Genomic DNA, 13,040 nt, shown 5'->3' with positions numbered 1-13,040 from the left:
GTGCACCTCCGAGAGCTGGCTGTCGCCGCGGGTCTGGTCACCCTCGCGGTCGCCTGCTCGTCGTCGTCGGCGGCCGTAGAGACGACGGCCCCGACCACCCCCGGCGCACCCGGCTCCAGCACCACCGGCGCGCCGGTCGCCTCGACTTCGCCGGTGACGACGACCGCGCCGCGGCGCCCGACGACCACGCTTCCCACCGTCTCCGCACCGACGACGTTGCCCGGCATCACGCTGCCCCCGCCGCCGGCGGAGCTGCCGGTCCCGGCGCCCGTACCGCCTGCGGGGGCCAGCGAGCCCGAGTTCATCGTCGGCACGATGGAGATCCCGAAGATCGGCCTCTCCAAGTACCTCTTCGCCGGCATCACCGACCGCACGCTCGACAAGGGTCCCGGGTACTGGCCCGGCACGGCTCTTCCCGGGCACGTCGGCAACACCGTCGTCGCGGGTCACCGCACCAGCAAGGACCGCCCGTTCCGCGACCTCGACGATCTCGTCCCGGGCGACGAGATCATCTACGTCACCGCCGAGGGCCGTTTCGTCTACCGCGTCACCGAGACCCAGATCGTCTCCCCGAACGCGCTCTGGATCACCACCCAGACCACGGCCCGTACGACCACGCTCTTCGCCTGCCATCCTCCGGGCTCGACGCGCCAGCGGATCGTGGTGTTCGCCGAACTGGTCGCGTGAGCCGCATCGCCCGTCCGGCGCTCGCCCTCGGCGCCGGTGCGCTGGTGGCGTCGTCGATGCCGCCCTGGGGTTGGTGGCCGGCGGCGTTCGCCGGCATCGCCCTCTTCTCGCTCGCCGTCGACGGCGCATCGTCGCGCCGGGGCGCGTTCGGCCTCGGGTGGCTGTTCGGCGTCGGCTGGATGGCACCGGCGATGGCGTGGATGTGGTTCCTCACCGCTCCCGGCTACGTGTTGGTGGTGGCCTTCTTCGCCGCGCTCCACGGAGTCGCCGCCGCCTGGTCTCCCCGCGGGCGCGCCACTCCGATCGGCAGGGCCGCCGCGCACACGCTGGCCGAGGTACTGCGTCTGGTGATGCCCTTCGGCGGGGTGCCACTCGCCACGCTCGCCATCGGGCAGGCCGCCGGGCCGCTCGCCTCCCTCGCCCGCGTCGGAGGGGTGGTGCTGCTCACCTGGGTGACGTTCCAGCTCGGCTTCGCCCTCGGGGCGCTGCTCCGCCGTCCCCGACCGGCAGGAGTCGTCCCCGCCGCCGCGTTCTCGGTCGGATTCGTCGCGCTATGTGTCACTCTGGCGACCGAGATTGCACCCCGCGGGGAAGACACGGGTGAGATCTGGAGGGTGGCGGCGGTGCAAGGGGGCGGGCCGCAGGGCACACACGCGATCGACACCGACGCGCGGGTGGTGTTCGAGCGGCATCTCACGGCGACCGCAGCCATCGAAGCCGACCCCGAGCTCGACCTCGTCGTCTGGCCGGAGAACGCGATCGACATCGACGGCGTAGGCACCAGCTTCGCGACGAGCGACGAGCTGGCCGACATCGCCGAGCAGGCGGCCCGGCTCGGCGTGCCGATCAGCGTCGGCATCACCGAAGACGTCGACGGCGAGCACTTCACGAACGCGCAGGTGGTGGTCAGTCCCGAGGGCGAGGTGACGAGCCGCTACGACAAGGTGCGCCGCGTCCCCTTCGGCGAGTACGTGCCCCTGCGCGGTCTGCTGGAAGCACTCGGCGCCCCCCTCGACCAGGTGCCGAACGACGCCCGCGCCGGCACCGGGCCGGCCGTGATCGAGGTGCACGGCAATCCGGTCGGCGTGGCCATCTCGTGGGAGATCTTCTTCGGCGGGCGAGTCCGGGAGGGTGTGCACCACGGCGGCCAGCTCGTGCTGAACCCCACCAACGGGGCGAGCTACACGCTCACCATCTTGCAGTCCCAGCAGGTCGCCTCGTCGCGGCTGCGGGCGATCGAGTCTGCGCGAACCGTGGTGCAGGTGTCGCCGACCGGGTTCAGCGCGTTCGTCTCGCCAGCGGGCGAGGTGAGCCAGCGCACGGCCGTCTCCGAGCGCGCCGTGATCGTCTCCGACGTCGCCCTGCGCAGTGGGCGCACGTGGTACAGCCGGCTCGGCGACCGTCCGTTCGTGGCACTCGTGGCACTGGTGCTCGCGGCATCGTGGTGGGTCGCCCGACGCACCACGCCGGGCTGAGGAAGGGGGACGACTGGTGCGCGGGCTCGTCCAACGTGTCAGCCGGGCGGCGGTCACCGTCGACGGCGCCGAGGTGGGCGGCATCGGGCGGGGGCTGTGCGTGCTCGTCGGCGTCACTCACTCCGACACCGAGGCCACGGCACGCAAGCTCGCCGAGCGGATCTGGCACCTGCGGGTGTTCGACGACGCGGCCGGGGTGATGAACCTGTCCGCCGCGGACACCGCCGCCGAGGTGCTGGTGGTCAGCCAGTTCACGCTGTACGGGGACACGTCGAAGGGCCGGCGGCCGAGCTGGACCGCGGCCGCCCCACCGCAAGTGGCCGAGGGGTTGGTGGAAGCAGTCGTCGCCGAGCTGCGCCGCCTCGGCGCCACGGTGGCCACGGGCACCTTCCGCGCGCACATGGCGGTCGCCCTCGTCAACGACGGGCCGGTGACCGTGCTGCTCGAGGTGGTCGGCTGAAGGCCGCGCGCTGGCAGACTGCGCCGAATGGCCGCTCGCGAACGTGTGCTGCTCGAAGCGGGGCCGGCGAGCTGCACCGTCGCACCGGCGCTCGGGGGGCGCATCGCGAGCCTCACCGTGCACGGCAACGAGCTGCTGGTCACGGCCACGCCCGCGCAACTCGCCGGAGCGGACCCGCACGGCTGGGGCTGCTTCCCCATGGCCCCCTGGGCAGGGCGGGTGCGTGACGGTCGGTTCACGTTCGCCGGCCGGCAGCATCGCCTCCCCCGCAACCTGGCCCCCCACGCGATCCACGGCACCGCCGTCGGCCGCGCCTGGGACGTCGCCCGCAGCAGTGAGACCGCAGTCGAGCTCGAGGTCGGGCTCGGCCCGGCGTGGCCCTTCGCCGGCCGTGTCACCCAGCTCATCGAGCTGTCGGCCGATCGCCTGCGCTGCACCCTCGCGGTGCACGCCACCGACGACGAGATGCCCGCCGAGCTCGGCTGGCACCCGTGGTTCGCCAAGCCGACCCGCGCCGAGCTCGGCTTCGCGGCGATGTACCGGCTCGACCACTCCGGCATCCCGACCGGGGCCCTCACCGAGGAGATTCCGCCCGGGCCGTGGGACGACTGCTTCGTCGGGCCGATTCGGCCGCCGCAGCTCGACGTCGCCGGCGTGCGGGTGACGATCTCGAGCGACTGCGACCACTGGGTGGTCTACGACCGTCCGGCCCACGCGACGTGCGTAGAACCCCAATCCGGTCCACCCGACGCCATCAACTTCGACCCGCGCCCGCTCGCCCCCGGCGAGTCCTTGGAGCGCTGGATGGAGATCTCCTGGGAGCGCTTGCCCGTGGAGCACCCGGCGCCCGCCTGACCTGGCAGTACACGCGCCCGGTAGGCTCGGCACCCTATGTCTCCGGCTCTGGACCCGAACGGGCCGCTGCGCATCGCCTACCTCACGTACAGGGGCAAACCCCACGTCGGTGGCCAGGGTGTCTACACCCGGCACCTCACCAAGGCGTTGGCCGATCTCGGCCACTCCGTCGAGGTGCTCGGCGGCCAGCCGTACCCCGTGCTCGACGAGCGGGTGGCGCTCACGAAGCTGCCGAGCCTCGACATCTTCAACGACACCTATCCGGGCCGGCTCCCCGCGTTCTGGGAGATCAAGTCCCGCGAAGACGCGATGGAGCTCGGCCAGTTCCTCACCGGCACGTTCTCCGAACCGCTGGCGTTCAGCGCGAGGGCGCTGCGCCACCTGCGCCCGCGGGTGCGCGAGTTCGATCTCGTGCACGACAACCAGTGCCTCGGCTACGGCATCTTGAAGCTCGAAGAGCTGATCCCGACGATCGTCACGCTGCACCACCCGATCACGAAGGACCGCGAGCTCGAGGTCAGCCATGCGCCGAACTGGCGCAAGAAGATGTCGGTCAGCAGGTGGTACGCCTTCGTGAAGATGCAGGCCCGCGTGGCATCGAAGATGCCGCGCATCGTGGTGGTCAGCGAGAACAGCATCAAGGACATCCACGTGGACATGGGCGTGTCCTACGAGCGCATGCGCCTCGTGCCCGTCGGCGTCGACCCCGATCTCTTCCGCCCGATGCCGCAGGTCCAGCGCGTGCCCGGCAGGTTGATCACGACCGCCTCGGCCGACGTCGCCCTGAAGGGCCTCTCGTACCTGCTCGAGGCCATGGCCAAGCTGCGCACCGAGCGCGACGTCACGCTGACGATCATCGGCAAGCCCAAGCCGGGCAAGAGCATGAGCCTCATCGACAAGCTCGGGCTCGCGCCGTACATCGAGTTCGTGTCCGGAGTGCCCGACGAGCGCATCGTCGAGCTCTACGCCGAAGCCGAGCTCGCCGTCGTGCCGAGCCTGTACGAGGGGTTCAGCCTTCCCGCGATCGAAGCGATGTGCACCGCGACATGCCTCGTGGCCACCGACGGCGGCGCGCTGCCCGAGGTCACCGGCAAGGACGGCGACACGGTGCTGTCCTGCCCCGCCGGCGACGCCGACGCCCTCGCCAACGCCTTGCGCCGCGGCCTCGACGATGCCGAGCTGCGGGCGCGCGTCGGAGCCGCCGGCCGCCAGCGCGTCGTCGAGCGCTGGAGCTGGCGCCGCTGCGCGCAGATGACCGTCGACCAGTACCGCGAGGTGCTGGCGATGCCCCACAACGTCGACAAGCTCCGCCGCAACGGCCGTATCTGAACCTCGCACCCTCACCGACCCCATGCTCACCGTCCGCTTCGATCGCCTCGGCCTGCGCCCCGGTGACCTCGTCCTCGACGCCGGATCCGGCTTCGGCCGTCACGCGTTCGAGGCAGCCCGCCTCGGTGGCCGGGTCGTCGCCCTCGACTATGCACCGCACGAGCTGCAAGAGACGCGCGACACCTTCGACGCGATGATCGAGGCTGGCGAGATCGCCGCCGACCGCCTGGTCGGAGTGCTGCGCGGCGATGCCACCCGCCTGCCCTTCGCCGACGAGACGTTCGACCGCGTGATCACCTCGGAGGTGCTCGAGCACATCCAAGACGACGTGGCCGCGATCTCCGAGCTCACCCGCGTGCTGAAGCCGCAGGGCACGTTCGCCTGCACCGTCCCGACGTCGTGGCCGGAGAAGGTCAACTGGTGGCTGTCGGAGGACTACCACGCCCCCTCGGCACCCGGGGGCCACCTGCGCATCTACTCGGCCACCGAGCTGCGGGCGAAGCTGCGCGCTGCCGGGCTCGATCTCGTCGGAAGCCACCACGCGCACGCCCTCCACTCGCCGTACTGGTGGCTGAAGTGCGCCGTCGGTGTGCGCAACGACGACCACGCCGCTGTCCGGGCATACCGCCGCTTCCTCGAATGGGACATCGTCGAGCAGCCGCGCTCGGTCGCCGTCGCCGATCGGGTGCTGTCGCCCGTGCTCGGCAAGAGCCTGGTGCTCTACGGCACGAAGCGTGGCGGAGCGCAGGTCGCGCGATGAGCATCCGGGTCGCCGACATCCCCGGTGTGATCTCCGCCGACGAGCTGTGCCAGACCGCCGCGTCGATCGCCGCGCTGCAGCTCCCCTCGGGGATGATCCCCTGGTTCCCGGGCGGCCACTGCGATCCATGGAACCACGTCGAGACGGCGATGGCGCTCGACCTCGTCGGCATGCACACCGAGGCCGAGCGGGCGTACGCGTGGTTGGTGGAGACCCAGCATCCCGACGGCTGGTGGTTCAACTACTACTGGCCCGACGGTTCGGTCGAGGACCCGAAGCTCGACACCAACGTCTGCGCGTACGTCGCCGCGGGCGTTTGGCACCACTGGCTCTGCACCGACGACCGCGGGTTCGTCGAGGCCCTCTGGCCCACCGTCGAGCGGGCGCTCGACTGGGTGCTGTCCTTGCGCCGCCACGACGGCGCGGTGCTCTGGGCCCGTGAAGTGGACAGCTGCCCGTGGGACTATGCCCTGCTCACCGGATCGTCGAGCATCTGGCACTCGTTGCAGTGCGGAGTGCTCGTCGCCGACCTGGTCGGTCGTCCTCGCCCGGACTGGGCCGCCGCCGCCGACCGGCTCGCCGACATCGTCGCCAACTCCCCGCACGCCTTCGAGCCGAAGGACCGCTGGGCGATGGACTGGTACTACCCGGTGCTCACGAACGTCCTCCTCGGCGACCCGGCGGTGGCCCGCCTGAAGAGCGGTTGGGACACCTTCTCGATCGAGGGACGCGGCATCCGCTGCGTCAGCGACGAGCCGTGGGTGACCGCGGCCGAGACGGCCGAGTGCGCCCTGTCGTACGTCGCGATCGGAGACCTCGACACCGCCAGCGACCTGCTGCGCTGGACCCGGGCTCACCGCCACGACGACGGCTCGTACTGGACAGGCATCGTCTACCCCAACTTCGAGCGCTTCCCCGCCGACGAGCGCACCGCGTACACCGCCGCCGCGGTGGTGCTCGCCGCCGACGCGCTGGCCGGCGCATCCCCGGCCAGCCAGCTGTTCGCGCCGGCCGCCGAGACCGCCTGAGCGCGGTCGGGACACCTCAGCCGGCACCGAGCGAGGGCGGTAGGCTCGTCGCCATGCCCGCCGCATCCGAACGTCACCCCGCGTTCGAGGAGTACTGCGAGTGCATATTCGAGCTGCGTGAAGACGATCTCGACGTGATCCAGGCCCGCATCGCGGAACGTCTCCAGGTGAGCCGCCCCGCGGTGTCGGAGATGATCAAGCGCATGGAGGCCGAGGGCCTGGTGCACACCACCGCCCGCAAGATCCGCCTCACCGCTGCCGGCGACCTGCTCGCCCAGCGTGTCGTGCGCCGCCACCGCTTGGCAGAGCGGTTCCTCACCGACATCCTCGGCCTGTCCTGGGCCGAGGCCCACCACGAAGCAGGCCGCTGGGAGCACGTCATGAGCGCGGCCGTCGAGGCGGCGCTCGATCGCGTGCTCGGCGAGCCGACCACCTGCCCGCACGGCAACCCGATCCCCGGCTCGCACTACGAGGCGCCCGACGCCCAGCCGCTCGGCAGGCTGACCGTCGGCGACCGCTTCACCGTCGCCCGCATCCCCGAGGAGCTCGAGTTCACCCCCGGATTGCTCGACTTCCTGGAAGACGCCGCCATCCTCCCCGGCCGCAACGGGCAGGTCACCGCGACCTCACCCGACGGCACGGTGACAGTCGAGATCGACGGGAACCACGTGGGTGTCGGAGCGTTCGCGAGCGCCCGCATCCTCGTCACCGACTGAACGCGTACGCATGTTGTCGAGACGCAAAGCCTGGCCGATCCTCGCGAGTGCGCTTGCGCTCAGCGGGTGCGCGACGACCGTCGACGAAGGCACGAGCGACACCACCGCCGACGGCGCGGTGACCACCGTGGCGCCGCTCACCGTGCCGGAGGGTTCGACGAGCGTGCTGCTCGACCGCCTCGTCGAGGCGATGACCGAGCTGTCCGCGACCATCGGCCCCTCGGGGGGCGACGCGGGCGAATCAGCGGGTGATGCCGAAGAACTCCTGGTCGAGATCGAGGCCTTGTGGTCGGCGGCGCGGGCAGGGGTCGAAGCCTCCGATTCGCTGGCTGCCCTCCAGATCGACGGCCTGGTGGCACTTTCGCGCACGGCCGTCGAGCGCAACCGCCCGGCCGATGCCGACCGCGCCGCCCGCCTCGTGGCCGACCTGGCCGATTCGATCGCCTGAGGTCGCTAAGCGCCGGCGGTCATCACTGCCGGCAGCGCCTCGGAGTGCACCACCACCAGGCGCCGCGTGGCGCGGGTGAGCGCCACGTACAGCGCGCGTAGCCCCTGCGACTCGGTCTGGACGATGCGGGCCGGCTCGACCACCAGCACACCGTCGAGCTCGAGGCCCTTCACCAGGCTGACCGGCACCACCGTGACCCCGGTCTCGAGCGCGGTCCTGGTCGCCCGGCCGTGCTCGATCCCGGCGGCGTCGAGCGCCTCGGAGATCTCCTCGACGAGGTCGTCGGGGGTGACGACGGCCATGTTGCCATCGACGAGATCGGCCATCAGTTCGCCGGCGCGCTTCGCGACCTCGGCCGCGAGCGCACCGGGTGAAGCCGACACCACCCGCGGCGCCACCTCGCCCTCGCGCACCGCGGCCGGGGCACGCAGCCCCGGGGTCGCCGCCGCCATCACCCGGTTGGCGAGGTCCATTATCTGACCCGGGATGCGGTAGCCGACGCTCAGGCCGATCACCCGAGCGGGCTTGCGATCGGGCAGATGGGCGAGCACGTCGCCCCAGTCGTCGGGCGCGAGGGGGCCGGTGGCCTGGGCGATGTCGCCGACGACGGTCATCGACCCGTTCAGCGAGCGCCGCGCCGCCATCCTCAGCTGCATCGGCGTCAGGTCCTGCACCTCGTCGATGATGATGTGGCCGTAGGTGCGGATCTCGTCGGCCTCGTCGACCTTGCCGCCGCGGCGCGGCACCGGGCCGAGCTGCCAGCGGGCCTCGTCGAGCAGGGCCACGTCGGCGTCGCTCCAGCGCACCTCGTGCACGTCGGCGCACCGGGGCCGGTGCAGCGCCATCAGCTCGTCGTCGGCGAAGTGCTGCGATCCGGCCAGGCGCAGCAGCGCCTTGGACCCGAACAGGTCGTGGAGCAGCTCGGCCGGGGTGAGCACCGGCCACATCCGCTCCAGCGCCGCGCGCACGTCGTCGAGGTGCCGCACCGCGTCTTTCACCTCGACCGGCTCGACGTCGTTGTCGCGAGCGGCGGCGGCCATCGCCGCCCACACCTCGGCCTCCACCCAGCGCCGCCCGCCGTTGTGGCGGCGGAAGCGCCGGCGCGCCGTCCTGACGATGCGCGCGCTCTCCTCGGCCCGCAGCCTCGTGTACCCGGAGCGGAACGGCACCACCAGGTCTTCGCGCAGCGATCGCTCGCGGTCCGTGATCGCCTTCGCGACGACGTCGGACATCGCGATGTGGCCCTTCACGCGCTCGGCCAGCTGGCTGTCGCCGCCGGCGCCGATGCGGGCGAACGTGACGTCGGGAACCAGGTCGGCGAGCACCGCCTGCTCGACGCCGGCCTCGCCGAGGCTCGGCAGGACCTGCTCGATGTAGCGCAGGAACACCCGGTTCGGACCGATCACGAGCACGCCCTGGTCTTCGAGCGGGAAGCGGAACGTGTACAGCAGGTAGGCGCCGCGGTGGAGCGCGACCACCGTCTTGCCGGTACCCGGGCCGCCCTGGACGACGAGCACACCTGGCTGGGGAGAGCGGATGATCGCGTCCTGCTCGGCCTGGATCGTGGCCACGATGTCGCCGAGCTGGCCGGTGCGGCCGCGCTCGATCGCCGCAAGCAGGGTGCTGTAGCCGCGCAGCCCGGTGCCCGCATGGGTGACCCCGGCCGGCTGGCCGTCGAGGCCTTCGTCGTGGCCCATGCCGAGGTGGCCCTCGCCGAACAGCTCGTCCTCGATGCCGAGCAGTTCGCGCCCGTGCACATGGAAGTGGCGACGGCGGGCGAGCCCCATCGGCTCACGCCCGGTCGCCCGGTAGAACGGCTCGGCGACCGGTGCCCGCCAGTCGACGACGATGGGCTCACGATGCTCGTCGGCGACGGCGAGGCGTCCGATGTGGAAGCTCTCCGTGCCGTCGGGGCCCTCGATCAGGCGGTCGATGCGACCGAAGACGAGGGCCGCGTTGCCCAGCTCGAGATCGGCCAGGCGCTTCACCACAGCCTCGTCGAACACGTCGCGCTCGTATCGCGCCTGGAACGTGCCGCCGAGACCGGCCTCGGAGAGCTGGCGCAGCTTCCACGCGTCGGCGCGGCTGCGATCCAGGCAGTCGTAGGCATGGTCGATGTACGCCTGCTCGGCAGCGAGGTCGGGGTGCTGGCTCGTCATCCGTCGTGCTCCCCCGGAGCCCGAAGCGCTCTCGCAACCGGATCTGGGGCCGTTCCACTCTATCTGGCAGCGGACGCACCACCTAGGGACCCCAACGACTGGGAACCCAACGACTGGGGACCCCAACGACTCAGTGCGTGCTCAGGTCCGCGGTACGTGCGCCGAGCAGCGCCACGAGCTCGCCCGGCGCGAGCTCCACGTCGAGGCCGCGGCGACCCGCGCTCACATAGACGGTGTCGTGCTCGCGCCACGACGAGTCGACCACCGTCTGCAGCCGCTTCCTCTGCCCGAGCGGGCTGATCCCCCCGACGACGTAGCCGGTCAACCGCTCGGCATCGGCCACGGCGAGCATCTCGGCGCGCTTTGCGCCCACCGCGGCGGCGAGAGCCTTCAACGACAGCTCCCCGGCGACGGGCACGACCGCCACGACGGGGAGCCCGTCGGCCACGGCGAGCAGCGTCTTGAACACGCGGGCCTCGTCGACACCGAGCGCGCCCGCAGCGGCCCGCCCGTAGCCGAGGCCGCCATCGTCGCTCGCGTCGAAGGCGTGCACCGTGTGCTCGACACCGGCGCGTGCCAGCACGACGAGCGCGGGCGTGCTCGACGTCTTCGCCATTGGGGCCACGCTAGGGCTCGGCTCCTAACCTCGGCGTCATGGCCTTTCCCGGAAACGTCGGCGTGATCGACTTGATGATCGGACTCCCCAAACAACATGCCGCCGACCACTACCGGTTCATGGAGGGCGCGCTGAAGGACCAGGCCTCCAAGTCGATGGCGATGCCCGCCGAGTACATGTTCACCGAGGTGCCGGGCGACGTGGGCGAGGGCATCGACCCGGTGGCGATGCTCGTCGCCGACATGGACCGCTGCGGGGTGGCGATGGGCATGATCCACATGGGTAGCGAAGACGCGGAGCGGGCCCTCGCTCTGCACCCGGACCGGATCATCCCCTGCATCGACGCCGACCCGAACGACGTGATGGGAGCGGTGCGGCGCGTGCGCGAGGCCCATGCTCGCTGGAACGTGAAGGCGGTCACCTCGTTCCCGGCGGGTTGCCTGCCCCAGGTCCCCGTCAGCGACCGTCGCTACTACCCGCTTTACGCGACGTGCATCGAGCTCGACATCCCGGTCGTGATCAACGCGGGTGTGCCGGGGCCTCGGGTGCCGATGCACTGCCAGCACGTCGAGCACTTCGACGAGGTCTGCTACGACTTCCCCGAACTGCGCATCGTGATGCGCCACGGCGCCGAGCCGTGGGAAGAGCTCGCCGTGAAGCTGATGCTGAAGTGGCCAGGGCTCTACTACATGACGTCGGCGTTCGCCCCGAAGTACTACCCGAAGGCGATCGTCGACTTCGCGAACACGCGCGGTGTCGGCAAGGTGATGTACGCGGGCTACTACCCGATGGGGCTCTCGCTCGATCGCATCGCGGCGGAGATGGAACAGGTGCCGCTGCGTGAGCACGTCTGGGCACCATTCTTGCGGGAGAACGCGATCGAGGTGTTCCGCCTAGACGTCTCCTAGATGGCCCCTGACGCGGTCAGAACCGGACGCCCTGACGGACGTCCGGTTCCACGTTCAGCTGTACGACAGCGTGAAGGTCAGCTGATGACGCGCACGTCGCGCGCCTCGTCGCCCTTCCGGCCGGGACCGACCTCGAACTCGACCTGCTGGCCTTCTTCGAGCTTCTTGAAGCCCGTACCAGCGATCTGGGAGAAGTGCACGAACACATCAGGCCCGTCTTCACGGGTGATGAAGCCGTACCCCTTCTCCGAATTGAAAAACTTGACAGTGCCGACAGCCAAGGCGGAACTCATTTCTCTCACACGTCCGGCACCACTCGCCGAACGGTGCCGCAGGCTACGGGCTGCCGGCCGCGTTTCCATCGCCTCGCCGCGATTTTCGTGTTACCCCGCCACCGCGGTGGTGGGCCGTCGACGGCCGTGCGGGCAAGTGCCCCCGACAGGAATCGAACCTGTGGCCTGCTGCTTAGGAGGCAGCCGCTCTATCCAACTGAGCTACGGGAGCGCCGGTCCCAGCCTAGGCGCCGGCCTCTGGCAGTCTGGGTCCCCATGGACGCACAGTTCCCCGAGCTCGGCTTCTACACGCTCGCCGGCGGTGCGCAATCGCCACGTGAGCTGATCGACGAGGTCCGCGCCGGCGAGGCGATGGGCCTCGGCACGGCGTTCATCTCGGAGCGGTTCAACGTGAAGGAGGCCGCGACGCTGTCGGGTGCTGCCGCCGCGGTCTCGGAGCAGATCCACATCGCCACCGCGGCGACGAACCACAACACCAGGCACCCGATCGTCACCGCGTCGTACGCCACCACCATGCACCGCCTCACTGGGGGGCGGTTCACGCTCGGGCTCGGCCGGGGCATCGCCCCGATGCAGGACGCGTTCGGGATGGGGCGGGTGACCACGGCGCAGATGGAGGACTTCGTCGGCCTGATGCGGCGCCTGTGGCGGGGCGAGGTCGTCGTCGGTCACGACGGGCCGGCCGGATCGTGGCCCGTGCTCGTGCTCGACACCGACTTCGACGAGGACATCGACGTCTTGCTGACCGCGTTCGGGCCGAACTCGCTCGCCCTCGGCGGGCGGGCGTTCGACGCCGTGGTGCTGCACACCTTCTTCACCGACGAGACCACCGCCCGCGCGGTGGCCGCGGTGAAGCAGGCTGCGGAGCAGGCCGGACGCGATCCGGACCAGGTCAAGGTGTGGTCATGCCTGGCCACGGTCGGCGACCACCTGCCCGAGGAGCTGCGCCTGAAGAAGACGGTCGGGCGCCTGGCCACCTACCTGCAGGGATACGGCGACCTGATGGTGTCGACGAACGGCTGGGATCCGTCGGTCCTGGCGAGGTTCCGCGCCGATCCGCTGGTCGCCGGCTTCCGCGGCGCCTTCGACGCGAAGGCCTCCAACGCCGAGCTCGAGCACATCGCCACGCTGATGCCAGCCGAGTGGCTGGCGCCTGCCGCCGTCGGGTCGCCCGACGCCTGCGTCGACACCGTGCTCGCCCAGTTCGGTCTCGGCTGTGACGCCGTCATCCTGCACGGCGCGACGCCGGCCGAGCTGGCCCCGGTGGTCGAGGCCTACCGCGCCCGCCGCCGCGGGGCCTGAGGAG

14 protein-coding genes and 1 tRNA gene are annotated in these 13,040 nt (G+C 71.1%); 11 read left to right on the top strand and 4 right to left on the bottom strand.

Going from position 1 to position 13,040, the window contains the following annotated elements; all coding sequences use genetic code 11:
- From IPM43_11180 to IPM43_11140, 9 genes are read left to right on the top strand one after another with little or no spacing between them, the layout of a single operon-like run.
- Positions 1 to 687 (top strand): class E sortase, encoded by a 687-nt coding sequence (locus IPM43_11180; GenBank protein QQS23978.1) that lies wholly within the window; start codon positions 1 to 3, stop codon positions 685 to 687.
- Positions 684 to 2,162, top strand: coding sequence for an apolipoprotein N-acyltransferase (gene lnt / locus IPM43_11175; protein QQS23977.1), 1,479 nt, complete (start codon positions 684 to 686; stop codon positions 2,160 to 2,162). Before IPM43_11180 ends, lnt begins: the two co-directional genes overlap by 4 nt.
- Before the next feature lie 16 nt (positions 2,163 to 2,178).
- Complete coding sequence (locus tag IPM43_11170) at positions 2,179 to 2,622, top strand: D-tyrosyl-tRNA(Tyr) deacylase (protein QQS23976.1); 444 nt, start codon at positions 2,179 to 2,181, stop codon at positions 2,620 to 2,622.
- 27 nt (positions 2,623 to 2,649) lie between these two features.
- Complete coding sequence (locus tag IPM43_11165; protein ID QQS23975.1) at positions 2,650 to 3,477, top strand: aldose epimerase; 828 nt, start codon at positions 2,650 to 2,652, stop codon at positions 3,475 to 3,477.
- A gap of 36 nt (positions 3,478 to 3,513) precedes the next feature.
- A complete protein-coding gene (locus tag IPM43_11160; GenBank protein ID QQS23974.1) occupies positions 3,514 to 4,806 on the top strand; it encodes a glycosyltransferase family 4 protein in 1,293 nt (430 codons plus the stop codon).
- Positions 4,807 to 4,828: 22 nt separating this feature from the next.
- Entirely contained in the window at positions 4,829 to 5,566 is a 738-nt protein-coding gene (locus IPM43_11155; protein QQS23973.1) for a class I SAM-dependent methyltransferase, read from the top strand.
- Positions 5,563 to 6,594, top strand: a complete 1,032-nt coding sequence (locus tag IPM43_11150) for a prenyltransferase (GenBank protein ID QQS23972.1) — start codon at positions 5,563 to 5,565, stop codon at positions 6,592 to 6,594. Before IPM43_11155 ends, IPM43_11150 begins: the two co-directional genes overlap by 4 nt.
- 53 nt (positions 6,595 to 6,647) lie before the next feature.
- Positions 6,648 to 7,310 (top strand): metal-dependent transcriptional regulator, encoded by a 663-nt coding sequence (locus tag IPM43_11145; GenBank protein ID QQS23971.1) that lies wholly within the window; start codon positions 6,648 to 6,650, stop codon positions 7,308 to 7,310.
- 10 nt (positions 7,311 to 7,320) lie between these two features.
- A complete protein-coding gene (locus IPM43_11140) occupies positions 7,321 to 7,758 on the top strand; it encodes a hypothetical protein (GenBank protein ID QQS23970.1) in 438 nt (145 codons plus the stop codon).
- Between the two features lie 5 nt (positions 7,759 to 7,763).
- Here IPM43_11140 and IPM43_11135 read toward each other — a convergent pair whose 3' ends face one another.
- A complete protein-coding gene (locus IPM43_11135; protein QQS23969.1) occupies positions 7,764 to 9,917 on the bottom strand; it encodes an AAA family ATPase in 2,154 nt (717 codons plus the stop codon).
- A gap of 130 nt (positions 9,918 to 10,047) precedes the next feature.
- On the bottom strand, positions 10,048 to 10,533 hold the full coding sequence (gene ybaK, locus IPM43_11130; protein ID QQS23968.1) for a Cys-tRNA(Pro) deacylase: 486 nt from the start codon (positions 10,531 to 10,533) through the stop codon (positions 10,048 to 10,050).
- A 38-nt stretch (positions 10,534 to 10,571) separates the two neighbouring features.
- Between ybaK and IPM43_11125 the strand changes: the two genes are divergently transcribed.
- Positions 10,572 to 11,441, top strand: coding sequence for an amidohydrolase family protein (locus IPM43_11125; GenBank protein QQS23967.1), 870 nt, complete (start codon positions 10,572 to 10,574; stop codon positions 11,439 to 11,441).
- Positions 11,442 to 11,518: 77 nt separating this feature from the next.
- Here IPM43_11125 and IPM43_11120 read toward each other — a convergent pair whose 3' ends face one another.
- Both IPM43_11120 and IPM43_11115 read right to left on the bottom strand, forming a co-directional pair.
- Positions 11,519 to 11,722, bottom strand: coding sequence for a cold-shock protein (locus tag IPM43_11120; GenBank protein QQS26439.1), 204 nt, complete (start codon positions 11,720 to 11,722; stop codon positions 11,519 to 11,521).
- 149 nt (positions 11,723 to 11,871) lie between these two features.
- Positions 11,872 to 11,945: transfer RNA gene (locus IPM43_11115), tRNA-Arg, on the bottom strand.
- 44 nt (positions 11,946 to 11,989) lie between these two features.
- On the opposite strand from IPM43_11115, the gene IPM43_11110 reads away from it, so the two are divergent.
- Entirely contained in the window at positions 11,990 to 13,036 is a 1,047-nt protein-coding gene (locus IPM43_11110; GenBank protein ID QQS23966.1) for a TIGR03857 family LLM class F420-dependent oxidoreductase, read from the top strand.
- Positions 13,037 to 13,040: the final 4 nt, after the last annotated feature.

The sequence above is a fragment of the Actinomycetota bacterium genome (genome assembly GCA_016700055.1).
Taxonomy (GTDB): Bacteria; Actinomycetota; Acidimicrobiia; order Acidimicrobiales; family Ilumatobacteraceae; genus Kalu-18.
This window is presented reverse-complemented; position numbering and strand designations above follow the sequence as displayed.